This is a genomic window from Paenibacillus borealis (assembly GCF_000758665.1).
In the GTDB taxonomy this organism is placed as follows: Bacteria; Bacillota; Bacilli; order Paenibacillales; family Paenibacillaceae; genus Paenibacillus_AQ; species Paenibacillus_AQ borealis.
The window spans coordinates 5,155,960-5,181,923 of sequence record NZ_CP009285.1 but is presented as its reverse complement, the minus strand read 5'-3'; the positions used below and the strand labels follow the sequence as shown (position 1 = coordinate 5,181,923).

Below are 25,964 nucleotides of genomic sequence, written 5' to 3'. Positions count from 1 at the left end.
TCCTTTCCTGAAGGCTGATCCGGCCCGGAGGAAAGAATGCTTGGCAGTCAGATAACTGTAATTCGGAACAGTTCTTCAAGCGGCTTACAATGATGCTTCAAGGTTCAGAGCACAGCACGGTAGTAATCCTGCTGGTTCAGAATAACGAACCCGCAGCTCTCGTAGAGCTTCAGTGCATTAGGATTATCCAGGGCTACCTCAAGGTTCACACTGTTGTAATTCCGCTGTTCCCGCTCAATGGTCTGCATCAGGGCACTCCGGCCGATGCCGAGGCCCCTCAGATTCTTGTCTACGGTGAGGCCATAGATCCAGGTTTCGTTGTCCTCGGACCACAGCCGCATTTTGCCGGCTGGCTGGCCGTTCATCTCGATGATAATATGCTCCTGTGAGCCTTCAAGCTCTAGCTGCGCGTACGTTTCAGCGGCATCTTCCTCAGTCATGCTGAATCCGTCGCAGTCGAAGGCTATAAGCACAGGAGTCTCGTCAGCACGTGCAGGCCGGAGCATAACATTGTCTGAGGCTGAACTGGCTTCCGCGGCTCTGCGATTCCTGGCAGCGCCATCCCATTTCATCTGATACTCCGCATGGCTGAATTCCAGCGGCAGGGTCTTCAGATAAGCAGTACCTGAGGCTGAAGCGGCGGGTGTGTTCAGCAGCAGTGTCTTAATCCTGCTGCGGGAGATGAGGGTCTGAGCCCGCTGCCAGAGCGAGCTGAAGATGCCCCGGCGGCGGTATCCCGGCCGTACCATCCCGCAGACTTCCATATCCCCGCCGATCGAGTATAATCCGATGAACCCGACCAGCAGCTCATCCTCGTAGGTCACCAGCCAATCTACTCCGCCTGTACCCGCCGGCAGCCGCAGCATATCCCAATTCAGCTTGAGTGAGATTCCTTCATACTGCTCGCAGCGCTGCTGCAGTTCTTCTATTTCTTTCAGTGTATCAGCCGTTGTCAATCTTGTTTCCCCCTATTTCAGCAAATCCCGGTACTCCGCGTGCTTCTCGAACTGATGGGCCGCGTACGGGCACTCAGGCACAATTTTGACTTTCTCTTCCCGGGCCAGGTCAACGACCGCCCGCACAAGCTTCTCCCCGGCACCCTGACCGCGCAGATCTTCAGAGACATAGGTATGATCAATTACAAGGTTACCTGTAGACTCTTCTGTTCTGTATGTAATCTCGGCAAGGTCCTTACCGTCACCAGCTATATAAAAACGTCCTTCTCCCTTAGCAATCTGTTCCATGTTTCTTCACTCCATTCCGGTATATTCCCTTTATTTTACTACTCTCCCCGGCAAAAAGCGAGAAATGGCCGGGCCCGGATACCAAGAATATAACATGTATGTTACATAAGTGGTCAGTAAAATCGGAATGACTTGCGCATTGGCTTCCCGATGCCCTAAGATTAAGGCACTAACGCTGTAACGAATAGAAGTTGCATCAGGAGGAATAGCCATGAATTACGAGGTTGAGGTTCATTTTCAGCCGGTATATGAATTAATCAGCAGCATACATACGTTTATATGCAAGAAGGGCAGTAAAAAAATAGATCTGGGTACTCCCTGGGCTGCAGAAGTATCACGCGGCTTAAGCCCCGGGCTGCTGGATGCACTGGAGCAGACAGATCTCGACAATGACTGGAAGCTGCTTAATCTGCTGATCTATCTGTGTCCGGACAAAGAAAGTGTGGACAGTATGCTGGATTGGCTGGCAGGCTTATCCGTAGGAGAGATGTACGAGACGCTCGCAGGTCATGTCAGTATATTTCCTGTACAGATGGAGCAGTACCGCAGCCGCATGGTCTTCCTGCTGTCGGAGTGGAACAGCCAGTACTTCAGCCGCTGTAATCCAGATATCATGGTGAGACTGCAGCAGCATGCGGAGGAACGGAGACAGGTGCTGGCTGGCAGCCCGGTTGCCGAATTTGTAAACAAGACTACAAACGGATTCTATTTCATGCCGGATGAGGGTCTGCGCAAGCTCGTGCTGATCCCGCAGTTTCACTTCCAGCCGATCAATATTATATATAATTTTGGCCCGCTTACGATATGTCACTATGCTGCAAGAATCCCGGTCCCGGAAGAAGAAATTCCGCCGTCCATGCACCGTACGCTCCGCAGTTTGGGCGAGAAGAGCCGGCTAAAGATTCTGAAGTCGCTGGGCGGGGAGCGTAAATCCTTCACGGAAATTGCCAGGCAGGCGGGCCTGTCCAAGGGAATTGTCCATGATCATATCTCCAGTCTCCGGAGTGCCGGTCTGCTGAATGCTTATATCGAAGGGGAGAACGTCACCTCTTACAGTCTGCGGCTGGAGGGTATTCAGCAGATGAATGAGCAGCTGTTTGCTTATTTGAAATAAATTCTTACCTGGCCAGAGCCAAAGTCTTCCTGTTAAGGAGAAGATTTTGGCTTTTTTGCTGCGATCACCCAATAATTTTCTGTTTGTGAAGAATTAATTTCAAGTTCTCTCTTTACAGAACAACTTTTACTTTCTATAATGTGAACTATCGGTCTTTATTCATACTTAGTGGGTAGGAATTGTTAGCATTTATAAAATGGAGAGAAAAGAGATGATTTTATGAGAAAAAGTACGCTTTTATTATCCTCATTGCTGATTGCAGGTTCACTGCTGCTGTCGGCCTGCTCGGAGAACGGCAACACGGATGCGGCATCCACGGATACCCCGGCAAACACGGCAGCAACAGCAGATCCGGGTGCAGCGGCTGGCGGTACGGAAGCACCGGCATCCCCGGCGGTTGTGCCTGCCGGTGCGCTTAGTGAGCCTTTTACAGCAACCGATCTGACCAAGCTGCCTGCAGTTGCCCAGAAGCGCACCGATACGATCATCGTCGGTCTTACCGATCCGAGCGGTGCGTTCACCCCTTACTTCCAGGAGAGCGGCTATGACGGCAATGTATCCTCATTGCTCTATGCGTCTCTGGTGACGGTGGATGACAAGGGTGTGCCAACTCCGGAGCTTGCCGAGAGCTGGGATGTGTCGGAGGATCAGCTTACATATACGTTCCACCTGCGCAAAGACCTGAAGTTCAGCGACGGCTCACCGCTCACTGCGGATGATGTGGCGTTCACCTGGACGATCCAGTACGACAAAGCCTATGACGGAGGCTCATCACTTCCATCGCTGAAGGTGAAAGGCGGCGAAGCTTACAAAGCCGGAACTGCAGAAACTATAGAAGGCATTAAAGTCATTGATCCGCAGACGATCTCGGTTACCCTGGAACAGCCCAATGCTACAGCACTGGTGACTCTCGGCTCCAATGTCCTGTCGAAGGCTTATTATGGCAAGGACTATAAGTTCGGCCAGCTGGAGTACATCAAGAAGCTGCATGAGAAGCCGCTTGGCGACGGCCCTTATACACTGGAGAAATTCATTCCCGGACAAGAGGTCCGTCTCGTAGCCAATGAGAACTACTTTAAAGGCAAGCCGAAGACCGAACATTTCATCTACAAAACAACGACCGGCGATGCCTGGCAGTTCCTTGAAACGGGTGAGGTGGATTACGCTTCCTTCCCGGCTACAGAAGAGAATATCTCGAAACTGAAAGAGCTGGGATATGTGAACATTCTTCCTTATACTCCGAGCACTTACGGCTACATGCAGGTTAACCTGAAGCATGAACAGCTGAAGGATAAGCGGGTCAGACAGGCAATTGCCTATGGACTGGACCGGCAGAGCATCTATGTAGACGCAGCTGAAGGCGCGGGTGCTGTGGCCAACATTCCGGCTTCGCCGATCTCCTGGTCGTATACGGATGAAGGGATTAATCCTTACAAATATGATCCGGCACAAGCAAACAAGCTGCTGGATGAAGCAGGCTGGACCGTTGGGGCGGGCGGTATCCGCGAGAAGGACGGGAAGCCGCTGAGCATTCATTATCTGGCGAGTAAGAGCAAGAACTCGGATATTTTCATCGCGGTGGCCAAAGAGAACTTCGCTGCGCTAGGCATCGACTTCCAGCCGGAGATCTTCGCCGACTTCAACTCGCTGGTCTCCAAGACGGAGAGCGGCGATTACGATCTCGTATCCTACTCCACCAGCATGCTGACGGATCCGGCGGACGGCTTCATGCAGTTCTTCGACGGCGAAATCACCGATTATGAGAATCCGAAATTCGTGGAGCTGTATAACAAAGCGCTGGCGACCACCGATATTGAACAGCGCAAAGCAGTCTATAAAGAGCTGTATCAGCTGTTCAACGATGAACTGCCGATTATTTTCACCAATTACAAAAAAACGGTGTACGCCTATAACGGCCGCATCGAGAATCTTTCGGTCAGCCCGTTCATCGGTCTTGCCGGCAGCCTGCCGAACTGGACTCTGAAATAATGAATAGTTTGTCCCCTGCCTGCCTGTTATTTAAGAGGCAGGCAGGGGATGAATCCTAAGGAGCCGATCATGAGCACTTATCTGACCAAAAGAATGCTGTATATGCTGATCATCCTGTTTGCCGCATCACTGCTGATTTTCTGCCTGTATGCCCTTACCCCGGGTGATTTCATTACCGGAAATATTAAGCTGACTGCAGAACGTAAAGCGGAGCTGCGGGAGATTTACGGCCTGAACAAGCCGGTGCTGGAACGCTACGGGACATGGATGAAGAATGCTTTTCACGGGGATTTCGGATATTCACTTGCCCAGCAGAAGCCAGTGCTTCAGCTGTTTGGTGATTATATCTGGAATTCTTTTTTGCTGGCGGCGGTCTCTACATTCCTCACCTGGCTGATCGCAGTGATCATCGGCGTCATTTCCGCCTATAAGCAATACTCCTGGTTCGACACGCTGGTGATGGTTGCGATCTTCGCGGCGATGTCGCTGCCGTCGTTCTTCATCGGCCTGTTTCTGATCAAGATTCTGGCCGTAGACCTGAAATGGCTGCCGCCGGGCGGGATGATGACTACAGGCAGCAATGCTACCGGGTTCGCCTATTTCAAAGAAGTGGTGCATCATATGACCCTCCCGGTCATCGTCATGACACTGCTTGGGCTGGGTTCATTAACCCGTTACTTCCGCAGCAATATGATCGACGTGCTCAAGCAGGACTATATCCGTACGGCCAGAGCCAAAGGGCTGAAGGAGCGGAAGGTGCTGTTCACCCATGCACTGCGCAATGCGCTGCTGCCTGCGATCACTCTGGTCGGCTTCGAGCTGCCCGCACTGTTCGGGGGTTCGATTATTATCGAGCAGATTTTTAACTGGCCGGGCATCGGCCAATTGTATATGAAGTCCTTCGGGCTAAGAGATTACCCTCTGCTGATGGGCTTCACGATGTTTCTGGCTATTCTGACCGTAATCGGAACACTGCTCTCGGATATCCTGTACCGGGTGGCTGATCCGCGTGTCCGGTTATAGAAGGGGGAGGATCTTGTGGCAGCTGACAGCAGATTAAGCGAAATAACGGGACCACGGGCTAACCTGAGGAAATCTTCCCTGTTCCGGCAATCCCTGCGGAGGCTTCTGCACAACAAGCTGGCAGTGGCGGGCTTCGCGGTGGTCTTATTTATGTTTGTGTTATGTTTCATCGGCCCGTTCTTCTCGCCGTATACGGATAACAAAATCAATATGGCGATGATGAACAAGGCTCCGAATCTGAAGCATTGGCTGGGGACAGATGCGCTGGGACGGGATATCTTAACCCGGGTCATGCAGGCCGGGCGTATCTCTCTTACGGTGGGTCTGGCTTCAATGGTGCTGTCTGTATTCCTTGGAGCGCTGCTCGGTGCGGTTGCCGGATATTACGGCGGTCTGCTGGACCAGATCATTATGCGGATCGCCGATCTGCTGATGACCATTCCCGGCCTTCCGCTGCTGTTCATCTTCGGTGCACTGCTCTCGGAATGGAAGATTCCGACGGATTACCGGATGTACATCGTCATGCTCATGCTGAGCATGGTGAACTGGCCGGGGCTGGCGCGGATGGTACGGGGACAGATGCTCAGCCTGCGGGAACGGGAATTCATGCAGGCCGCTGTAGTGCTGGGTCTGCGCGACCGCAGGAAGCTGTTTGGCCATCTGCTGCCGAATATTGTACCGCTGCTGATCGTCATGGCAACGCTGAATATCGGCGGTGCGATTCTCAGTGAATCGGTGCTCAGCTTCTTCGGGCTGGGCGTTATGCCGCCTACGCCGACCTGGGGGAACATGATTGATGCGGCGAATAATATCCTCGATTTCCAGGACCGGCCATGGCTGTGGATTCCGCCGGGGTTATCGATTTTTGCCACGGTTATTGCAATTAATATCTTTGGTGACGGCCTCAGAGACGTGCTTGATCCTAAACAGAAGAGGTAGGTGGCCATAACGATGGAGCCTTTAATGAATATAGACCGTCTAAGCACCGTGTTCTTCACAGAGGACGGGAAGGTGACCGCGGTTGATGAGGTAAGCTTCAGTATCCGTGAAGGCGAGACCGTCTGCATTGTCGGTGAATCCGGCTGCGGCAAAAGCGTTACCGCGATGTCGGTTATGGGACTGGTGGAGGAGCCCGGAGGTAAGGTTGCCGGCGGCAGTATAAATTTCCGTGGAGAAGATTTACTCCGGCTCGACAAAAATACGCTGCGCAGCATCCGCGGCAACGAGATCGCCATGATCTTTCAGGAACCGATGTCGTCGCTCAATCCGGTCATGAAGATCGGCGAGCAGATCATGGAGCCGCTTACCGTACATCTCAGAATGAACAAGAAGCAAGCCCGGGCACAGGCTATTGAACTGATCACCCAGGTGGGGATTTCCCGTCCGGAACAGATTATGGACAGCTATCCCCACGAGCTGAGCGGAGGCATGCTGCAGCGGATCATGATTGCTATCGCAATCTCCTGCGGCCCCAAGTTGTTGATCGCCGACGAGCCAACGACCGCACTGGATGTGACGATTCAGGCGCAAATCCTTGATCTGCTGCGCGGATTCAAAGAGGACTCGGGTATGTCTATTCTGCTGATTACCCATGATCTTGGCGTAGTGGCCGAGATGGCCGATTATGTCATCGTCATGTACTCCGGCCAGATCGTTGAAGAGGGTGGTGTGGTGGAGCTGTTCCAGAATCCCAAGCACCCGTATACGAGGGGGCTGCTGAAATCGAAGCCGGTGATGGGCCAGCGCCTGGAGGAACTCTATTCCATTCCCGGCCAGGTGCCCAGTCCGCTTGCTCTTGAGCCTTCGTGCTACTTCCATGACCGGTGCGGACATTGCATGGACGTCTGCCGCACCCGCCAGCCGCAGCTGCAGGAAACCGGAAGCGGGCAGAAGGTAGCCTGCTGGTTGTATGAGGAGGCGGAAGTGTATGTCTGAACCGCTGCTGGAAGTTAAATCTCTGAAGAAGTACTTCCCGGTTAAACAAGGTCTGCTGGGCCGCACGGTGGGATATGTGAAGGCGGTGGACGACATCAGCATCACGCTCCAGCCGGGTGAGACCTTCGGCCTGGTGGGTGAATCCGGCAGCGGTAAGAGCACCGTGGGACGTACGGTGCTGCGGCTGACGGATAAAACGGACGGTGAGGTAAAGTTCAAGGGAGTGGATATCCACAGTCTGTCCGCTGCGGACATGCGCCTGATCCGGCCGCAGATGCAGCTGATCTTCCAGGACCCGTACAGCGCGCTCAACCCGCGGGTAAGAGTCGGCGACGCTATAGGCGAAGCTCTGCTGGACCATGGATTGTGCAGTAAGGCAGATGTGCGGGATCTGGTGCTGGAGGCAATGGCGGCCTGCGGCTTATCTTCCTATCATATCGACCGCTTCCCGCATGAATTCTCCGGCGGACAGCGCCAGCGGATCGGCATTGCCCGGGCGCTAATCCTGAATCCGGAGCTGATTATTGCGGATGAGCCGGTGTCGGCGCTCGATGTATCTATTCAGGCGCAGATTATCAATCTGTTCAGCAAGCTGCAGCAGAGCAAAGGCCTTACCTATCTGTTCATTTCCCATGATCTGAGCGTAGTGGAGCATTTATGCTCCAGAATAGGCGTGATGTATCTGGGATCGATGGTGGAGACAGCCTCCAGGGACGAGCTGTTCCTGCATCCGCTGCATCCGTATACGAAGGCGCTGCTGTCAGCTGTACCCGTGCCAATCCCCCGGCTTAAGCGGGAGCGGATCGTGCTGAAGGGCGATATTCCAAGCCCGGCGAATCCGCCGTCCGGCTGCAAATTTCATACGCGCTGCCCTTTTGCCGTAGAGGTCTGCAAGTCGGAAATTCCACTATTCCGGGACGCTGGCGCAGGCCATTTTGTAGCCTGTCATTTAGTATAATTTATATTAAATATGGATTTAAATTGAATATCCACCTATTTTGACTTGCCTACTTCCCAGTGCTATACTGATTCCACAGCAGGTAAATATGGTTAATAAGAGACTGATTAGACTTAAGACATCTAATTGGTCTTGTTTTTTATTACCTAAGCAACGAGGCAGTATTGTACGAAGCACCATCACTCACAGCTATGCTGACACCACTTGGCGGATGCTTGCAAGCCTGCTTTGTTCAGAATCAGAAGCAGCCCTTGGAAGTATGCACCGCTAAAAAACCTTTAGGAGGAATATCATGAATACCACAGTACGCTTGACAGAAAGATCCGGCTCTACCGCTTCCCAGCGCAGCAAAGGCCTTGTACCGGTCGTCGTCTACGGTGCAGGTTCAGATACCCAGTCCTTCACAGCAGAAGCCAAATCACTCAATGAGATTCTCGGCAAAAACCCGCGGGCCATCCTGAAAGTGGAATTCCCCGGTTCAGGCTCCAAAAATGCGGTTATTCAGGAAGTGCAGCGCCAGCCGTTGTCACGTGCCTTGCTCCATGTAGACTTGCAGCAGATTGACATGAAGGCAGAACTGGATACCAAGGTAGCCTTCCACTTCATCGGTGATCCTGCCGGTGTCAAGAACGGCGGTGTTCAGCAGGTTGAACTGTACGAGCTGGATATCCGTACCTTGCCCGACAAGCTGACCGCATCCTTCGAAGTGGATATCAGCGGCCTGGATATCGGTGATCAATTACTGGTCTCTGATCTGCCGAAGCATGAAGGCTGGGAGATCCTTACCCCTGAAGATACGCTGATCGTGCGGATCTCACCACCGCTTGTCCTTGAAGAGCCGGCGGATACAGATGCTGCTGAACCAGCAGCGGCAGAAGCGGCCGATGAAGGCAAGGCAGAAGAGTAACATATCCGTATATATAGTCCAGTTTATTGGACAAGCCGCATAGCACATAGTAGCCCGTTAAGTCCGGGAGATATGCGGATCATAAGCTTGATTAACCGGGAGCAGACATATCCTCATCAGGGAGTTGTCTGCTCCTTTTTGCTAAGTAGCGGAATTGTGCAATCATCTATTATACATTGTGAAAGTAAGGGAGAGTGCATTCATGAATCTGAATATCATTAAGCTGGTCACCGGCTCTAATGCCAAGCTGGATGAAGCCTCGCCGTTGGCAACGGTGAAGATCTCCTGCAGCAGTTCGCCGGCGGAGCTGGATATCAGCTGCTTCATGGTCGGGGAGAACGGCAAGGTTATGTCTGATGATTATTTTATCTTTTACAACCAGCCTGCTGATCCCAAGCGGATCGTAGAGTTCAATGCGATCGACAAGTACAGCGGTGAGTTCGCGATTAACCTGCATGCGCTGCGGCAATCCGCCGTTGATAAATGTGTCTTCGCGGCCACACTGGACGGGCCGGGGACTTTTGCCGATGTCAGGGGCTGCAGAATCAGTGCGGCTGCGGCCAACACGGAGCTGGTGTATGAGATTAATGAGAGTAATGCCGAGACCTCGCTGGTGCTGGCAGAGTTATACCGTCACGGTGAAGTCTTCAAGCTGAGAGCCGTCGGCCGGGGATTTCACGGCGGCCTGAAGCCGCTGGCTGAAGCTCACGGAGTCGAAGTGGAGGATGAAGAGGCGGAGAACAGCAGTAAGACAGAGACTGCAGTTATGCAGGGTCACACGGAAGCTGCTGCTACATATAGCGGAGCCCAGGGGAGCATGGCGCAGGAAACGGCTTCCCGGCCCCCGCTGAACTTAACGAAGATAGACCTGCTGAAGCAGAAGGTCGGGATCTCGCTGCGCAAGAAGAATCTGGAACAGGAGAAAGCCCGGGTAGCTGTTGTGTTCGATGCATCGGGTTCCATGTCCGGGCTGTATGCGAAGGGTGTTGTCCAGCGGGCATTCGAGCGGATCCTGGCCGTAGCGGCCAGCATGGATGACGACGGGAGGCTGGATGTCTGGTTCTTCGCGACCAAGAGCAAGCGTATGCCAAGTGTAGATGAGCACGGGTACGAGGATTATGTGAAGAGAACATACCCGGGGCCGAAGATGTTCGGAGGACTGGGTATCGGCAATAATGAGCCGGTTGTCATGGCTGATATTATCAAGAAGTACACGAAGGAAGAGCCGGGCGCGCTGCCCGCTTACATTGTGTTCTTCAGTGACGGCGGGATTTACGAGACACCGAAGATCTCGAAGCTGCTGATCCAAAGCTCAAAGCATAACATCTTCTGGCAATTTGTCGGGCTAGGCAACGCCGATTATGGTGTGCTGCGTGAACTGGATGATCTGCAGGGCCGCTATGTGGACAACGCCGACTTCTTCGCGCTGGATGATCTCGACGAGGTCAGTGATGAGGATTTATATGACCGCCTGTTCAATGAGTATCCTAGATGGCTGCGTGAAGCGCGGGAGAAGGGTGTCGTGCGCTCATAGAGCGTAGCTGGAATGAGAGTAAAGAGTAAAGCTCCGGAGCGTTAATCAACATTCCGGGGCTTTTAAGCATGCCTTGCTGCCAAAAAATGCATATTAACGAATTTCGCAGAAATCTTATCAGGACTTTCGTTTTGTCGAAAAAAGGGGCGAACAGGTGTTTCGCCTCATTTAGTAAAAATGTCCTAGTTTTAGATTGACGAAAGCGCTATCAGAGCTGAAAATGAGGTTAAATACCATGGTATGGCATCGCTTTATCCGCTTTTCAGCCCTTTGAAAACGCTTTAGTAATAGACCGACCAAGGAGGAATATGGATGAAAAGAAAGCTGATTCTCGTCCTGATGACCGCAGTGCTGATTCTGGGCGCTTCGCTGCCCGCTGCCGGTATTGCCCGCGCGGATGCTGTGAGTGATGCGTCGAACCGGGCGCTGACCTGGCTGCAGGTGCAGCAGGATGCAACGGCCGGATATGCTTTTGACGGATTGGTTGACAGCTTCGAGGATTTCTGGGGTCCGAACAATCCCAAGCAAATCGTCTACACGTATGATCAGGCCGTCGCAGCCATCGCTTTCATCGTCAAAGGGGAACGGACCCGGGCGGAGAAGGTGCTGAACAAGATGCGTGACATTCAGGACCCGTCCGGCTATTGGCTGAACTCCTACTGGTATAACAACGGTTACGGGGAAGAAATCCGCAAGCATGTCGGACCTGTATCCTGGATGGCCATGGCCGCTATGGCTTATGAGAAGCAGTATAATGATACCCGCTATCGTCCGATGGCGCTGAAGGCGCTGGACTGGTGCCTGACCTATGCCAAAGCAAACGGCGGCATTGCCGGAGGCTGGAGCGCGTGGAGCAACTCAGATGAGCCGTGGAGCTCGACTGAGCATAATATCGATCTGTACCGCGTGCTGCAGTACTATGCTTCTGTTGATTCCAGCAAAACGGCATCCTATACGGCTGCGGCTACGGGTGTTAAGAGCTTCCTGGATAATGTGGTCTGGGATGATGCGGCTAAGCGCTTCAAGGGCGGCTGGAAGAATGATACGAACCTGATCGATCCCAAAATCCCGCTGGATGTGAATCCCTGGGGTGTGCTCGCCCTCGGACTGAACGGAACGCGCAACTACGGGGCAAGCCTGACCTATGTGGAGAATGCAGCCGGTACACCGGGAACACTGGCCAATCCGCGTTATAAGCAGACTCTGACCTATAACGATGCCGGAAATACACTTTCCGGGTATGATTTTGACTGGACGGATGAAGTGCTCCCGGCTTATGACGACAACGGCAATCAGATTGGCAATACGGGGGCGGATGTGTGGCTGGAGGGAACGGCTTTTATGTCGCTGGCCTACTACATGCAGGGAAATACAACGAAAGCGAATGCCATCAACACGGAGATTATCAAAAAACAGGGAACCAGCGGCCCGTCTCTCGGCGGAATCCCGTATTCCCTCAAGGGTACAAGCAACAGCTACTGGGTAATGGCCCAGCAGAACTGTGTATCGAGCACCGGGTGGCTGATCCTCTCGCTGCACCGTTTCAACCCGTTCACCGGCCAGTATCTGACGGGGGGCAGCAATCCAGGTGATACTACAGCACCAACGGCACCTGCGGGTCTGTCATCTACAGGCAAAACGGACACAACGGTCAGCCTAAGCTGGTCGCCATCGACGGATAACACCGGGGTTACCGGTTATTACGTGTACCGAGGCGGCACCCAGGCAGCTTCCGTTACCGGAACTACAGCAACCGTCAGCGGACTGACTGCTTCAACGGCATACACCTTCACGGTAAAAGCGGCCGATGCCGCAGGCAACCTCTCCGCTGCAAGTAATGCCGTTACGGTAACGACGAACAGCTCCGGCGGCAGCGGGAATCACGTGACAGCGGATTATACGGCAGGCGTTACAAAGGTGTCAGCCTCTGAGGCCAGCATCTTCATCACACCGGTCACGTCAGCCTTGTACGTCGATGTTCACTATAAGGTGAACGGCGGCGCACAGCTGAATTACCGCATGACGCTTACTTCGGGAACCTGGCGCCAGACCGTAAGCGGACTCAGCACGGGCAGCAGCATTGAATATTGGTTCACCTACGAGAAATCCGGCCCGCAGTATGATTCGCCGCATTACACTTATGTGCAGTAAGCTGCGTTACCGCGCTGCAGAAATAGAGCTAGTGTTATGAAGTAAGCAGAAGAAGCCGGGCAGCCAGTGGGTTGCCTGGTTTTTTTGATGATGTAGAAACTATATAAGACGCACGAAAAAAATAACAAAAAGCGAAAGAAGCGGAGGGGGAACTTGGAACTGTAGAAGCGATAGCCCTCACCTTTGTCACCGGATTTCCACAGCGAACAGCGGCAATAATCAAGAAATCTGGGGGCGAGCTGCGGCCGGAAGTCCAAATGTTCACCGCAATGACGTCTAAATTGCACTTCCGGGCGGCGGCTATAGTTGCGGGATTTTCCCGGTTTATCCGTTTTCCGCGGCAGGGGGCTGATAGCTTCTCCTAGCGGCCTTTCCTAGCTGGATATTTCTAAAATCCTGTACATAATACAACATTCCCCTCCATATACCGGCCCAAATCCAACATTGTTGTTAAAATGCAGGATTTCTCCTGATTCAAGCGGCTTAGCGGGAGGATTGTTGTATTTCATACAACAATCCTCCCGAACACCCGGCTATTCAGGAATCAAAGTTGCAATACGTACAACATTTACGTCTACACGTCTACAGTGCTTCCTGACTCCAAGAAGTCTCAAGTCAGCCGATAAGTAATTAAGTGTTAAGGTTGAAATTTACGTATTCTTCCAGCTCAACTGTGATTATCCGGCAACTTGTACTGACAGGGAAAATGGTGGTGAATTTCGGAACTGGAGGAGCGGGGTGTCAGTCTTTGTCTGCTGGATTTCATTGTGAACCGCAGTATGAATTCAAGAAAGTATATAAAGCGAGAGTGATGCTTGTTTATTTACAACGTAACAGTGTTATGTTACGATGATCGCAAGGAGTGATCGTATGGAAGAGGAGCTAATATCCAAGAAGGACCTGCTGGATGAAACCGGCATCTCATACGGCCAGTTATACCGCTGGAAGAGGAAGCAGTTGATTCCTGAGGAATGGTTCATCCGCAAATCTACCTTTACCGGACAAGAGACCTTTTTTCCGAGGGAACGGATACTGGGGCGGGTGCAGCATATTTTGCAGAAGAAAGATGATCTTTCTCTCGATGAACTCGCTGGAAAGCTGTCAGAGCCTTTGTCTCAGCATCAGGTCATATTAACAGTAGCGCAGCTAAGGGAACGTAACATTGTTTCGGATAGTAGCCTGGAGCGGTTCGGGAGACCGGACAGTGAAGGGATGCTGCTAACCTTTGAACAGATCCTGAACTTATTCGCTGTAGATTTGCTTCTGAGTAAGGGCGAACTGAATCTGGAGGAGGCAGACCGGCTCTATCTGACACTTGGAACGCATACGCCGGGGTTTGCGGGAAGGAACTGGGAGCTGTTCTTTGTAAGGAAGATGGGGGTTAGTTTCTATCTGATGGCGCTGTCCGGGGCAGAGCTGGCCTTCGATGAAGGAGTCCGGGTAGTCAGCAGGCTCAGTCTTGCCGATCTGACGGAACAATTGAAAGTAAGATTAATAAGCTAACGGGAGGACTGGCAATGGAGAAGAAGGAGCTGCCGGATTTGCAGATGGATGGGGTCAATACTGCCGCCGGAGGCAAGTATAACAAGGTGAATATTAACGGCGTCAGCAAGATCAACGGGGCGCTGAGCGCGCATACCTATAAATGTGACGGCGTAATGAAGATGAACGGTGATCTTGCAGCGGAAGAGATCGAGATTAACGGTAATTTCAGACTGAAGGGTGACCTCCAGGCAGGTGTAATGAAGCTGAATGGTGTGCTGACCGGAGATGGCAGTCTGCGCGGAGAGAGCTGTGAACTGGACGGCATGCTGAAGCTCAAAGGCAACTGCGAGGTTGAGGAGATGATCGGTCAAGGGGTATTTACGATTGGTGGACTGCTCAGTGCGGGACGGATAGAATTCGGGCTAAATGGTTTGGCAGAGGCCGGTGAAATCGGGGTGGAAAGCCTGATTATCCGCAAAACGGGCTCTGCAGCCTGGGGCAGGCTGCTAGGAGGGATCATTCCCAAATTCAAGCTGGAGCTGCGGGCCAAGCTCATTGAAGGCGATTATATAGATCTGGAATACACGGCAGCGGATGTGGTCCGGGGCGGCACCGTTATTATCGGGGAGGGCTGCACCATCGGCCGGGTCGAATATAGAACAGGACTGACAGTGCATCCCGGAGCCCGTGTTGAGAAGGAGGAGAAGCATGGTGCATAATGCCATAACGCGCAATGATCTGAAGATATTGGGGACGTCCAGTTCTGTTGGCGGGTATTTTAAGGATGTTAAAGTGACCGGAGAATGTAAATTTACCGGGGATGTGGATTGCCTGAAATTCAGCCAGACCGGAGAGATCCGTGTGGACGGAAATCTGCGGCTGCAAAATATGAAGATTACCGGAGAGTGTGAGGTTAAGGGGCGGATCGACGGAGACAGCCTGCGCGGACAAGGCCAGCTTACAGCAGGCGGCGGGCTGCGGATTGAAGATATCAGACTAACCGGCGGGATTATTGTTAACGGAGATTGCGAGGCAGAAGAGCTACAGATGACCGGAATTATTGAGGTGAGCGGTCTGCTTAATGCGGGGAAGCTCGAACTGGGATTGTTTGGCCCCTGCCGGGCGGATGCGGTCGGCGGCAGCAGCATTTCCATCAAACGCAGCCGGACCGGAGCCTTGCTGAAGCCCGGACAAGTCAAGAAAATGAGCTTTCAGGCCCGGCTGATTGAAGGAGACCAGATTGAGCTGCAAAGTACGCAGGCGCAGACTGTGCGGGGCGGAAGGGTTATTATCGGCGCAGGCTGCGAGATCGATACGGTAGAGTACCGCGAAACACTGGAAATCCATAAGAGTGCTGTTGTGAAAAATCAGGTGAAATTATGAAATTGCCACACTAATCCTTCATGAATACCTTGAAGCGCAGCACGGTTTTGAGCTTCTCGGGTGAGACCTTGCGGGCATCTGAAATATAAATTTCGCGGTGAAGAAGAGATATCCGCTGCAGCCCCTGATCCGCACAATATTGCTCCATCCTTGCGAAGCTGTGCGGCTCATCATCATAGGAGCCGATATGCAGCATTTGTACACTGAGGCCGTCTTCGAAGCTATCGAAGGCGGCTTTGTGCAGCAGCGGATGCGGTTTGCTGCGCTTGACCTTCTCCAGAACTTCAGCGGCAAGCTCCGGGGTTACAAAGTCCGGCTGCCGGATCATCAGGGTGTAGACCAGTTCGTCTTTATCGAGGACAGCTTTCTTACGGCCGGCTTCGCTGAGATCCCACACGCCTTCCAGCGGGTAAACCGTATAGTCGGAATACCCATCCGGTTCAGGCCCTTTTTTGGGCAGCATCTTAATGGCATAAGAGAGGGAGTACAGTACGCCGACGGCTTCAGCGAAAGGCGCAGCATTCGGATTGCCTTCTCCCTGCAGGATGAAATAATTATAGGCGGGCACTTGAATCAGCGCGGGTTCGGCAGCGGGCAGGTAGAGCGCCTTGTCTTGTTTTCTCCATTCAATTTTCAACCGGGTCACCTCATTCAATATTATTCTGCTAAATGAAGGATACCATGCTGAACTGGACAGGTGTATGTCATATTGGCAGGCAGCGGGTAGTACAAATAGCGCTGCGAAGGCAAGAGCCCGGAGGAGCTGGAGCGCTGGCCGCTGGCCGGCGGGTTGTTCAAGATTAAGCCGGGTGTGAAGGGCGTGGCGGGGAACCGCTGTGCAGTCAATGCGGATAGTATAACATCAGATTTTAACTTGTGAGAACACTTTGGTAAATCGCTTGCTGAGGTTTTGCAGTGACCCTGGTTACGGTATATTCGGTAGGCTTAACTGCACTTTGTACAACTAAAACATCTGATTTACATCCGGTTATCCGTTTAGTTGTATTTCGTGCAATTAAACTGCCATATGAAGAGTCGTTCTCACCCATTCGGGAGATTTAGTTGTACAGAATACAGTTATAAGATACCAGCAAGCTTTTTCGGTGTTTTTAATTGCACATTTTACAACTATTACATGCTGCGATATTGGATCAACATCAACTCACTTTTCTAGTTCTGATGTTGGGCTATTCAGGTAAGATCAGGTGTTGTTTATCGGCAGGAAGCTGCTGATAAACAACACCTTTTTTGCTTCTGCTGTGTGAAAATGGTCATCTGCGCTGTGAAAATGGTCCGATAGCGTCCTACCGCTGTCACGCACCGTGAACCGTTCCTCCCTCCTGATAGCGCGGGGCTTTCTGCTAGACTGAAAGCGTAAACAAAATCTGGATATAGGAGATTTCGATATGGGAGTACCCTCTGGCGAATTGCTGCCCGGTGTGGAGCCGGTCCCGCCGCCCCGCAGGAAGCTGCAGAACAAATACAAGCTGTTTTTCATGGCGCTTCCGTTTCTGGCGGTAACTTTTATTTTCTATTATTTGCCGATAAGCGGATGGATTTACGCCTTCTATGATTTCATTCCCGGCATTCCCCTGTCGGACACGCCCTTTGTCGGCCTGAAGTGGTTCAGGACCATTGTAGCTAATCCGACGCAGACGGCTGAGGTGCTGCGGGTGCTGAAGAATACGGTAGCGATGAGCTCGCTCGGGCTGGTAACCTCGGTGTTTCCCGTGATCTTTGCGATTCTGCTGACCGAAGTCCGGTCAGGCTGGTACCGCAAGCTGGTGCAGACGCTGACCACGATTCCGAACTTCATCAGCTGGATTCTTGTCTATGCGCTGGCCTTCTCGCTGTTCTCCGTGGACAGCGGCGTAGTGAATCACCTGCTGGTCCAGTTCGGCTTCGCGGATGAAGGCTTCAACTTCCTGGCCTCCAGCTCCCATGTCTGGATCACGATGATCGCCTGGTACTGGTGGAAGTCGCTGGGCTGGGGAGCGATCCTGTACCTTGCGGCGATTGCCGGCATTGACCAGGAGCTGTATGAGGCAGCGGAGGTGGATGGAGCCAGCCGGTTCCGCAAAATCTGGCATATCACGGTGCCCGGCATCATTCCTACGTTCTTCGTCCTGCTGCTGCTCTCGATTGGAAACTTTGTGAATAACGGCATGGAGCAGTATTTCGCCTTCCAGAATGCGATGAACAAGGACACGATCGAGGTACTGGACCTCTACGTGTACAATATCGCTTTTGCCAACAACTTTCCGTTCGCAACGGCGGTCAGCATGCTGAAGTCGGTGGTCAGCGTTATCCTGCTGTTCGCGGCCAATACACTCTCGAAGATTGTGCGTGACGAATCCATTATTTAAGGGCGGTGATTCCGCATGCGGAACAAGCTTAAACCGGGCAATGCCCTCTTTCAGGGAATCATCTATCTGCTCTTCGGATTATTCACCCTGAGCTGTATTTATCCGTTCTATTATCTGTTCATCAACACGATCAGCTCCAATGATCTAAGTGCCGGAGGGTATATCAAGTTCTATCCGCGGCAGATTCATTTCGACAACTACTTCAAGGTCCTGCGGATCAGCGGGCTAAGCCATGCGGCACTGGTCTCGGTCTACAGAACAGTTGTGGGCACGTTCCTGACAGTCGGGGCGTCTGCTTTTCTAGGGTATCTGTTCACAAAGAAAGAAATGTGGGGCCGGCAGTTCTGGTACCGCAGCATTGTAGTTACGATGTATTTCAGCGCGGGGCTCATCCCCTGGTACATCACGATGCACAATCTGCATCTGACCAACAATTATCTGGCCTATATTCTGCCGACGATTATTACCCCATTCAACATTATACTGGTCAAAACCTTCGTGGAGGCGATCCCGCCTTCCCTGGAGGAATCCGCATCGATGGATGGCGCAGGATACCTGCGTGTATTCTGGAGCATCATTGTGCCGCTAACCACGCCGATTCTGGCGACGATTACGATTTTCTCGGCGGTCAACCAGTGGAACTCCTTCATTGATACAGCGTTCCTGATGACCGACACGAAATATTACACGCTGCAGTTCCTGCTCTGGCGGTATTTGAACGAATCCAGCTCGCTCGCCGCGCTGATCCGCAATTCACCGGATATGGCGGCCAGCATCCAGAATATGCAGACTCCGACGTCGGTACGGATGACGGTCACCATGATCGTAGTGATGCCGATTCTGATTGTGTATCCGTTCTTCCAGCGTTTCTTCGTCAAAGGCATCATGATCGGGGCCGTCAAAGGCTGACCGAACTAATATATCAGGGGGTATGAAGCAATGAGATTCAGATTTAGACAAGTATCGCTACTTCTGCTAAGCATGATAATGGTGCTGGTTCTGGCAGCCTGCGGCGGCGGAAATTCGAACAATTCAGGTACGGCGGCCAGCACGGATAAGCCAGCGGCCGAAGCCACGCCAGCCGCAGGCACAGAGACCACAACGGCTCCGGCAGACGGGGCGCTGGACCATTCCAAGCCGCTCAAGCTGACGGTATTCTCAACAACGGCCAATTACGCCGGTCCGCAAATCGGCTGGTTCGCCAAAGTCATCAAGGACAAATTCAACATTGAGCTGGATATTGTCGCCTCCAACCTGACCGGCGGGGATACCAAAATCTCGGCCATGATGGCCTCCGGCGACCTCGGCGATGTCATCATCTTCGGGGATGATAAGAACCATTATCCGAACGCGATCAAAGGCAAGCTGCTGCTGGACTGGACGCAGGACGGCCTGCTGGACAAATACGGAGCGGATATCGTGAAGCAGTTCCCCAAAGCGGTAGAGAAGGCTAAAGTGGCCTTTGGCGGCGGAAGCTCTGTCTTCGGTATCGGCAACAACGTGGCGACCAACCCGTCGGGACCTTCTGAGGGCAAGGATATGACCTGGGGACCCGACCTGCGCTGGGATCTGTATCAGCAGCTTGGTGCACCTGAAATCAGCAAGATCGAGGATTATCTCCCGGTGCTGAAGCAGATGCAGGAGCTGGAGCCGAAGAATGAGCAGGGGAAGAAAACCTATGCGTTCTCGCTGTGGTCCGACTGGGACGGCAATTATAAAATGACGCTGGCGAAGCAATTCGCCAACATGATGGGCTATGACGAAATCGCCGATACCGCGCTGTATGTCAAGGCGGATGAAGAGAAGTACTATGACTTCCTCTCCGAGGACAGCTGGTATATGAAATCGCTCAAGCTCTACTTCGAAGCGAATCAGATGGGCCTGCTTGACCCGGACTCGCTTACCCAGAAATTCGATGATGTGGTAGCGAAATACAAGGACGGCCGCCTGCTCTTCTCCTGGTTCCCGTGGCTGGGCGCAGCCAACTACAATACACCGGAGAGAACCGCAGAAGGCAAAGGGTTCGCGCTTGTACCGTTCAAGGATGAGCTGATGTACTCCACAGGCTTCAACGTATACGGCGGCAACGGAATTATCGCCATCGGCGCCAAGGCCAAAGAGCCGGCCCGCATCATGGAGTTTATCAACTGGATGTACACACCGGAAGGCGCAATGATCTCGGCAGGCAGCGGAACGGCAGTCTCCAATGGACCGCAGGGACTGGCCTGGGATATTGACAGCAGCGGCAAGCCGGTCGTGACCGACTTCGGCTGGAAGGCTTATGCCGATCAGCAGAACACGCAGGTTCCCGAAGAATACGGCGGCGGTGACTACTATTACGGCTCGAATCAGATGAACTTCTCCTTCGTGGTTCCGGCGATGGTGAATCCGGCTACGAATGAGCCGTATGACCACAATCTGTGGCAGACCACACTGGAACGCAATCCGTCGAAGCTTGACAGTGACTGGAGAGCGAAGATGGGCGTGCTTACCGCCAAGGAATATTTCGAGAAAAATAATCTGCTCGCCGTAGCTCCACAGGGCTTCACCGGCAAAGAGCCGCTGACGATGGACAAAACGCTGGAGCAGAAGAACAAGCAGATCGGTACCGTGATCCAGCAGATTTCCTGGAAGATGGTCTTCGCCAAGAATCAGGCGGAATACGACAAGCTGAACAAAGAAATGCATGACAAAGTTAACGGACTCGGCTATCAGGACGTGATGGACTTCTCGGTGAAGAAAGCGGAAGAGCTGTTCGAAGCCCGCAAAAGTGTGAAGTAAGCGTAAGCGGATAGGGAATAGGCAGGGCAGCGACCGGGCTGTTCTGCCTTCTTATTTTCAGAACAAGAAAAATCTGGTATTCTGATGCTATAGATTGAAACGCTTACATTAAGAGATGAGGTCCGGCCCATGCCTGGAAAGAAGCAAGCAGGCCATCCGCCGAAGGGGAAGTCCCTGCGGACTACTTTGGTGATTTATTTGCTGATCGGTACGCTGCTGCCGCTGCTGATCGTCGGCTTCATATCCTACACTTCCATCTATTCCATCCTGTCCGGCAAAATCGGCAGCGGCATCAGTGCCAGTCTGCGCCAGGAAGCGCTGAGCCTGGAGAATGCCATCGACAATCTGGATTTCGCCTCCAAGCAGTTTGCGCTGGACGGACAGATTGTGGAGGAGATGTCTTCTTTTCTGCAGGAGAAGCAGATCTACCGCAAGTCGCAAATGATGAATTCGATTAATCAGAAGATCAATCTGGTCAATTTCACCAATCCCTATATCGGGTTGACCGCCTACATCATGCCTGGAAGTGAAGATCCGGTGCTGTTCACCAATATGAGCACACGGCGGGGCTTCGATATCAGCAGACTGCCTTCCTTCATGCGCTATAACGGGGCTGATTATTATGGTCCGCATGGCACGATGTATGCTGTCGGCGATAATGTCGTCTTCTCGGAGCGGCGGATTGTGCGGGTGAACGGCCAGCATGAGCTGTATATCTATCTGGAGACCAATTACAGTCTGCTGCGCAAAATTTTCAATCAGGAAGCCTACGGGATGAAGGTCAATCATCTTCTGGTGAATCAGAGCGGTACCCTTACTCATGTCATTGACGGTGAATTACCGGAGAGGATCGTGAAACAGGCCGGCCGGAGCGGGGGATCTGCGCATGAGGTGCTGGATGGCTACCATCTGTTCCGCTATGAGAGCCCGCAGGGCTGGAAGCTTGTAGCCGTGGTCAAACGGTCGGTGTTCAACAGCGAGATTTACACCTGGATCTACAAAATGATTCTGCTGGCGCTGTTCACCCTCCTGTTCGCGGGATTTCTGGCCTGGCTGATCTGGAGGCGGATTTATGGTCCGCTGCGCAAGGTCAATCTGGAAATTATCCGCATGGCGGAGAATGTTACCACCCCGGTAGCGTTCACGAACGTAGAGGAGTTTGATTTCGTACTGAGCAACTTTCAGCAGATGAAGGATCAGGTCAACGAGCTGATTCAGGCTGTAGCCCGCAATGAGAAGCAGAAAAGCCAATTTGAAATTGAGAAGCTGCTCAGCCAGATCAATCCGCATTTCCTGCACAATACGCTCAATACGGTGCAGTGGCTTGCCCGGCTGAACGGACAGAAGGAGATTGACAAGCTGGTCACCCTGCTGGTAAAGGTGCTGCATTATAACCTCGGCAAGCAGAGCATCATCGTCACCATCGGCGAGGAGATTGAAGCGATCCGCAACTATATGGAGCTGCAGCGCATCCGTTATGATTACGAATTCGAGTTCAATGTAGAGGCCGATCCGGAGGTGCTGTCCGCTGCGGTTCCCCGGTTCCTGCTGCAGCCGCTGGTCGAGAATTCCATCTATCACGGACTGAGTGACAACGGCAAGGTGGATGTCATCATTACCGCGCATGGGGCAGGTGAAGTGCAGCTCATTGTACAGGACAACGGTGCGGGCATGGATCAGGCGAAGATTGAGGAGCTGCTCGCGGAGGAGACCGTGCGGAGGCGGGGCCTTGGCATCGGCTTCGCTTATGTTATGCGGATGCTGCGCATGTATTACGGGGAGCACATGATCCTGGAGATTCTCAGCGGGGAGAGCGGCGGGACAACGGTATCGATCATCATACCCATTATGGGCAAGGAGGACTTCAATGATTAAAGCTGTGGTCGTGGATGACGAGCGGCTGGTGCGCAAAGGCTTCATCTCGCTGATTGACTGGCCGTCCTTCGGGGTGGTGATCACCGGTGAGGCCGGAGACGGCAATGCTGCACTGGAACTGCTCCGCCAGCAGGAGACGGATCTGCTGTTCGTGGATCTTACTATGCCGGGCATGACCGGGTTCGAGCTGATCCGCCAGGTCAGGCTGCGGTTTCCGGCTGTCCGCTGTGTGGTGCTTACCTGCCATCATGAATTCGATTATGTGCAGGAGGCATTGCGGCTGGGAGCGGTCGATTACATTGTGAAAACGCTGCTGGAGGTGGAGAATGCCGACGAAACCATCCGCAGGCTCGTGGAGCGGATCAGGTGGGAGGACGGGAACAGGGGCGCTTTGGCACCCGGCGAGCTGAAGGTTATGTCTGCGGGCAAGGCTCTGCTCTATCTGCCGCTGGAGCCTGAAGGAAACGAAGCGGATCTGTTTGAGCTGTCACTCGTGAAGAACCATCCGCTGATCTCCTTCCAGAACCTATGGCTGACCCCGCTTCCCGGCCGTGTGCCGGTGGATGAAATCCGGCGTGAGCTGGGGGCTGTGCTGGGGGCAAGCTGGGCCACTGCACTTGTGGAAGGCGTGCGTGATCAGCCGCTGAAGGAGCTGGAGGAGGTTCTGGAACGGACGGTTCCGCAGGCGCTGTTCTATGATTCCGGAGGCGATGTGCTCCCGAGCCTGAACTATGTTGAACTGAAGGCGCTGGCCGGAAGGCATCGTCCCGCTGATGCTGCAGAGCATGGGGAGCCACTGGTGAATGCAAGGAATCTCCGGTGGACGCTTGATCGGGGAGCCTGGGATAGTTTCACTGCAGCCGTGCGGTCTGAGCAGCCGCGCCAGGAGGAGGTTGAAGGGTTTGGAAGGGAGCTGCTGCGCAACTGGAGCAGACTGCTGATTAAGCCGGACGAAGCGGCGGAGCTGGAGCTTGCGGCGCTCCGTAACCGGACCTGGTGCCAATGGAAAAGCTGGCTGCGCCAGTTCTCCGGTCATGTCCAGCAGCGGATGATTGAGCTGGGGCTCAGCAAGGAAGTGATGTTCTGCCTGATTAGCGCTGTCGACTATATGAAAAGCCATGCAGGGGATAAAATCAATCAGGGCGACGTAGCCGCCGCCATTAATATGAGCCGCGGCTATTTCAGCCAATGCTTTGCCAGGTTTGCCGGAGAGACCTTCGGGGATAGCCTGCGGAGCATGCGGCTGGAGCTGGCCAAATCACTGCTGCGCGAAACTCATGCTCCAGTGTGCGAAATCGCCTGCAGATCCGGGTTTGAGGATGACCGCTATTTCAGCAGGCTGTTCCGGGAACATGTAGGCAAGCTGCCCAGCGAATACCGTGCAGAAGGGATGGCGGAGCGGTGAAAAGGATCTTTAGAGTTGCGCTTCCAGTACTGCTGCTGTTCTGTCTTGCCGCCTGCCGCAGCAGCGGTGCCGGAGAATCCGCGAATGAAGGCCCGCCACAAGATGTCCAAGCGGCAGATGATGTTGCTTACGGCCGGTATGAGGAGCCGGTCGTCATGCGGATCGGCTTCAAGGTGCCGGATTCCCGGCTGACTACAGGCGACAGCAATGATAATAATCCGATCTCCCGTTATCTGGAGAGCCTGACGAACATCAAGGTCATTCATTCCTGGGAAGCGAAAGGGGAAGAGCCCTTCACGCAAAAGGCTCAGCTGGCCATTGACAGCAATGACCTGCCGGATGCGATGGTGGTGGACCGGGATCAGCTCAGCAAGCTGATCGCAAGCGATATGATTGAGGATCTGACGGATACTTATGAGCAGTACGGCTCTGAGCTGATTAAGGACATGTATGATTCAACTCACGGTGAAGCCCTCGCCGACGCGCAGCGGGGCGGAAGATTGTATGGACTGCCGAATGTAGCCATTCATGCAGATTCGACCTCCCTGCTGTGGGTCCGCCAGGACTGGCTGGACCGGCTGGAGCTGCCGGCTCCGCGGACGCTTGGGGATATAGAGGCGATCGCCAGAGCCTTTATCGACAAGGATCCGGACGGCAACGGCAAGCGCGATACGGTGGGCATCAGCGCCTACAAGAATATTGTGTATGGGACCAAGCCGTATGTGAACGGTCTGGATGCGGTATTCAGCTCTTTTCATTCCTTCCCCACCAACTGGATCAAGGACAGCAGCGGAGCCGTAGTCTACGGATCAGTCACCCCGGAGACACGCCAAGCACTGGGCAAGCTTGCCGCATGGTACAAACAGGGGTTAATTGATCCTGAGTTTGCGCTGTACAAAGAAACCCAGGAGCCGATTATTGCCGGCAAGGCCGGAATCTTCTTCGGCCCTTGGTGGATGCCCTTCTACCCTTTGTCAGAGGCGGTTGCACAGGATACCAAAGCGGAATGGCGGGCTTATGCCGCGCCGCTGGATGAATCCGGCAAATTCGTGGCCCATATGGCTCCGGTCACGGACCGGTATCTGGTTGTCCGCAAAGGCTACGCGCATCCCGAAGCTGTAGTGAAGCTGCTGAATGTATTTACCCGGCTGGAAAGAAGGCGCGATCCGAATGTGGAGAAGGTCGGGAAGCTGGATGATTTCGCAGCACAGACCGGTATTCAGCCGCGGGCGTATTATCCGTTCGATCTGCTGATTGACTATAGCGATGCCATCGAGAAGCATTATGCGGATATTCAGCAGGCGCTGCACGGCAAGATTGACCCGGATGCGCTTGATCCGGATACCCGGCTGATCTATGATCGCTGGCTCGCCGAGGAAGAGCAGCCGAAGAAGAATCTGGAGGGCTGGAAGGCGGCCAACGCCTACAAATACGGGGTAGCCGTATTGTCCACAACAGCCGTTGAGGGAGTGCGCAGTGTGTATTACGGAAGTACGCTGCATATGGGGACTAAGTGGCCGGCTCTGCAGAAGCTGGAGAGTGAGACCTTCCTTAACATTATCGTCGGCGATGCGCCGCTGAGCTCGTTTGACGAGTTCACTACGAAGTGGAAAAGTTTGGGCGGCGAACAAATCACGCGGGAGGTTGCGCAAATTGTGAATATCCGGGATGCAGAGAGCAACCCGGCTAACAGCAGCAGCCAGTAAACAGGAATCGTAAGCAGGAAACGGTGAACAGGCATCAGCATATCCGCAAAAGATACAGATAACATAAATAAGGCCGGAGTCCTTCACAGGATTTCGGCCTTATCGTTA

At 53.3% G+C, this 25,964-nt stretch carries 22 protein-coding genes; 18 read left to right on the top strand and 4 right to left on the bottom strand.

Going from position 1 to position 25,964, the window contains the following annotated elements:
* Positions 1 to 104 precede the first annotated feature (104 nt).
* On the bottom strand, positions 105 to 956 hold the full coding sequence (locus PBOR_RS21935) for a GNAT family N-acetyltransferase (protein ID WP_042215357.1): 852 nt from the start codon (positions 954 to 956) through the stop codon (positions 105 to 107).
* Positions 957 to 968: 12 nt separating this feature from the next.
* Positions 969 to 1,244 (bottom strand): GNAT family N-acetyltransferase, encoded by a 276-nt coding sequence (locus PBOR_RS21930; protein ID WP_042215354.1) that lies wholly within the window; start codon positions 1,242 to 1,244, stop codon positions 969 to 971.
* 211 nt (positions 1,245 to 1,455) lie between these two features.
* Here PBOR_RS21930 and PBOR_RS21925 point away from each other — a divergent pair, with 211 nt between their 5' ends.
* From PBOR_RS21925 to PBOR_RS21885, 9 genes are all read left to right on the top strand, one after another.
* Positions 1,456 to 2,358 carry an ArsR/SmtB family transcription factor gene (locus tag PBOR_RS21925; protein WP_042215352.1) on the top strand — a complete coding sequence of 301 codons (903 nt, stop codon included), beginning with the start codon at positions 1,456 to 1,458 and terminating at the stop codon, positions 2,356 to 2,358.
* Between the two features lie 219 nt (positions 2,359 to 2,577).
* Positions 2,578 to 4,347 (top strand): ABC transporter substrate-binding protein, encoded by a 1,770-nt coding sequence (locus PBOR_RS21920; protein ID WP_042215350.1) that lies wholly within the window; start codon positions 2,578 to 2,580, stop codon positions 4,345 to 4,347.
* A gap of 69 nt (positions 4,348 to 4,416) precedes the next feature.
* Positions 4,417 to 5,370 carry an ABC transporter permease gene (locus PBOR_RS21915; RefSeq protein WP_042219776.1) on the top strand — a complete coding sequence of 318 codons (954 nt, stop codon included), beginning with the start codon at positions 4,417 to 4,419 and terminating at the stop codon, positions 5,368 to 5,370.
* Between the two features lie 15 nt (positions 5,371 to 5,385).
* The gene (opp4C, locus tag PBOR_RS21910) at positions 5,386 to 6,309 is read left to right on the top strand and encodes an oligopeptide ABC transporter permease (protein ID WP_042215347.1); all 924 of its coding nucleotides are present in this window, start codon (positions 5,386 to 5,388) and stop codon (positions 6,307 to 6,309) included.
* 12 nt (positions 6,310 to 6,321) lie between these two features.
* Positions 6,322 to 7,305: an ABC transporter ATP-binding protein gene (locus PBOR_RS21905; protein WP_042215344.1), complete on the top strand. Its 984-nt coding sequence runs from the start codon at positions 6,322 to 6,324 to the stop codon at positions 7,303 to 7,305.
* Positions 7,298 to 8,263 carry an ABC transporter ATP-binding protein gene (locus PBOR_RS21900; RefSeq protein ID WP_042215341.1) on the top strand — a complete coding sequence of 322 codons (966 nt, stop codon included), beginning with the start codon at positions 7,298 to 7,300 and terminating at the stop codon, positions 8,261 to 8,263. The genes PBOR_RS21905 and PBOR_RS21900 overlap by 8 nt, the downstream gene beginning before the upstream one ends.
* Before the next feature lie 292 nt (positions 8,264 to 8,555).
* The gene (locus PBOR_RS21895; protein ID WP_042215340.1) at positions 8,556 to 9,170 is read left to right on the top strand and encodes a 50S ribosomal protein L25; all 615 of its coding nucleotides are present in this window, start codon (positions 8,556 to 8,558) and stop codon (positions 9,168 to 9,170) included.
* A 202-nt stretch (positions 9,171 to 9,372) separates the two neighbouring features.
* A complete protein-coding gene (locus PBOR_RS21890) occupies positions 9,373 to 10,704 on the top strand; it encodes a vWA domain-containing protein (protein WP_042215339.1) in 1,332 nt (443 codons plus the stop codon).
* A 312-nt stretch (positions 10,705 to 11,016) separates the two neighbouring features.
* On the top strand, positions 11,017 to 12,855 hold the full coding sequence (locus tag PBOR_RS21885) for a fibronectin type III domain-containing protein (protein ID WP_047171602.1): 1,839 nt from the start codon (positions 11,017 to 11,019) through the stop codon (positions 12,853 to 12,855).
* A 374-nt stretch (positions 12,856 to 13,229) separates the two neighbouring features.
* On the opposite strand, the gene PBOR_RS38385 is transcribed toward PBOR_RS21885, so the two are convergent.
* Complete coding sequence (locus PBOR_RS38385; protein ID WP_281191780.1) at positions 13,230 to 13,364, bottom strand: hypothetical protein; 135 nt, start codon at positions 13,362 to 13,364, stop codon at positions 13,230 to 13,232.
* A 361-nt stretch (positions 13,365 to 13,725) separates the two neighbouring features.
* Between PBOR_RS38385 and PBOR_RS21880 the strand changes: the two genes are divergently transcribed.
* Genes PBOR_RS21880 through PBOR_RS21870 form a run of 3 tightly spaced genes read left to right on the top strand, consistent with a single transcriptional unit; the run spans position 13,726 to position 15,723 of the window.
* Positions 13,726 to 14,358, top strand: a complete 633-nt coding sequence (locus PBOR_RS21880; RefSeq protein ID WP_042215338.1) for a YhbD family protein — start codon at positions 13,726 to 13,728, stop codon at positions 14,356 to 14,358.
* Positions 14,359 to 14,372: 14 nt separating this feature from the next.
* The gene (locus PBOR_RS21875; RefSeq protein ID WP_042215336.1) at positions 14,373 to 15,059 is read left to right on the top strand and encodes a hypothetical protein; all 687 of its coding nucleotides are present in this window, start codon (positions 14,373 to 14,375) and stop codon (positions 15,057 to 15,059) included.
* Positions 15,049 to 15,723 carry a hypothetical protein gene (locus PBOR_RS21870; protein WP_042215333.1) on the top strand — a complete coding sequence of 225 codons (675 nt, stop codon included), beginning with the start codon at positions 15,049 to 15,051 and terminating at the stop codon, positions 15,721 to 15,723. Before PBOR_RS21875 ends, PBOR_RS21870 begins: the two co-directional genes overlap by 11 nt.
* A 10-nt stretch (positions 15,724 to 15,733) precedes the next feature.
* Here PBOR_RS21870 and PBOR_RS21865 read toward each other — a convergent pair whose 3' ends face one another.
* The gene (locus PBOR_RS21865) at positions 15,734 to 16,360 is read right to left on the bottom strand and encodes a GyrI-like domain-containing protein (protein WP_042215330.1); all 627 of its coding nucleotides are present in this window, start codon (positions 16,358 to 16,360) and stop codon (positions 15,734 to 15,736) included.
* Between the two features lie 769 nt (positions 16,361 to 17,129).
* On the opposite strand from PBOR_RS21865, the gene PBOR_RS21860 reads away from it, so the two are divergent.
* The 6 genes from PBOR_RS21860 (at position 17,130) to PBOR_RS21835 (ending at position 25,856) form a co-directional block, all read left to right on the top strand.
* Positions 17,130 to 18,089, top strand: coding sequence for an ABC transporter permease (locus PBOR_RS21860; RefSeq protein WP_042215328.1), 960 nt, complete (start codon positions 17,130 to 17,132; stop codon positions 18,087 to 18,089).
* A gap of 15 nt (positions 18,090 to 18,104) precedes the next feature.
* Complete coding sequence (locus tag PBOR_RS21855) at positions 18,105 to 18,998, top strand: carbohydrate ABC transporter permease (protein WP_042215325.1); 894 nt, start codon at positions 18,105 to 18,107, stop codon at positions 18,996 to 18,998.
* A 30-nt stretch (positions 18,999 to 19,028) separates the two neighbouring features.
* Positions 19,029 to 20,870 (top strand): type 2 periplasmic-binding domain-containing protein, encoded by a 1,842-nt coding sequence (locus tag PBOR_RS21850; RefSeq protein ID WP_042215322.1) that lies wholly within the window; start codon positions 19,029 to 19,031, stop codon positions 20,868 to 20,870.
* A gap of 129 nt (positions 20,871 to 20,999) precedes the next feature.
* Positions 21,000 to 22,745 (top strand): sensor histidine kinase, encoded by a 1,746-nt coding sequence (locus tag PBOR_RS21845; RefSeq protein ID WP_042215319.1) that lies wholly within the window; start codon positions 21,000 to 21,002, stop codon positions 22,743 to 22,745.
* Complete coding sequence (locus PBOR_RS21840; RefSeq protein ID WP_042215317.1) at positions 22,738 to 24,150, top strand: response regulator transcription factor; 1,413 nt, start codon at positions 22,738 to 22,740, stop codon at positions 24,148 to 24,150. Before PBOR_RS21845 ends, PBOR_RS21840 begins: the two co-directional genes overlap by 8 nt.
* Positions 24,147 to 25,856: an extracellular solute-binding protein gene (locus PBOR_RS21835; RefSeq protein WP_052429595.1), complete on the top strand. Its 1,710-nt coding sequence runs from the start codon at positions 24,147 to 24,149 to the stop codon at positions 25,854 to 25,856. The genes PBOR_RS21840 and PBOR_RS21835 overlap by 4 nt, the downstream gene beginning before the upstream one ends.
* Positions 25,857 to 25,964 lie beyond the last annotated feature (108 nt).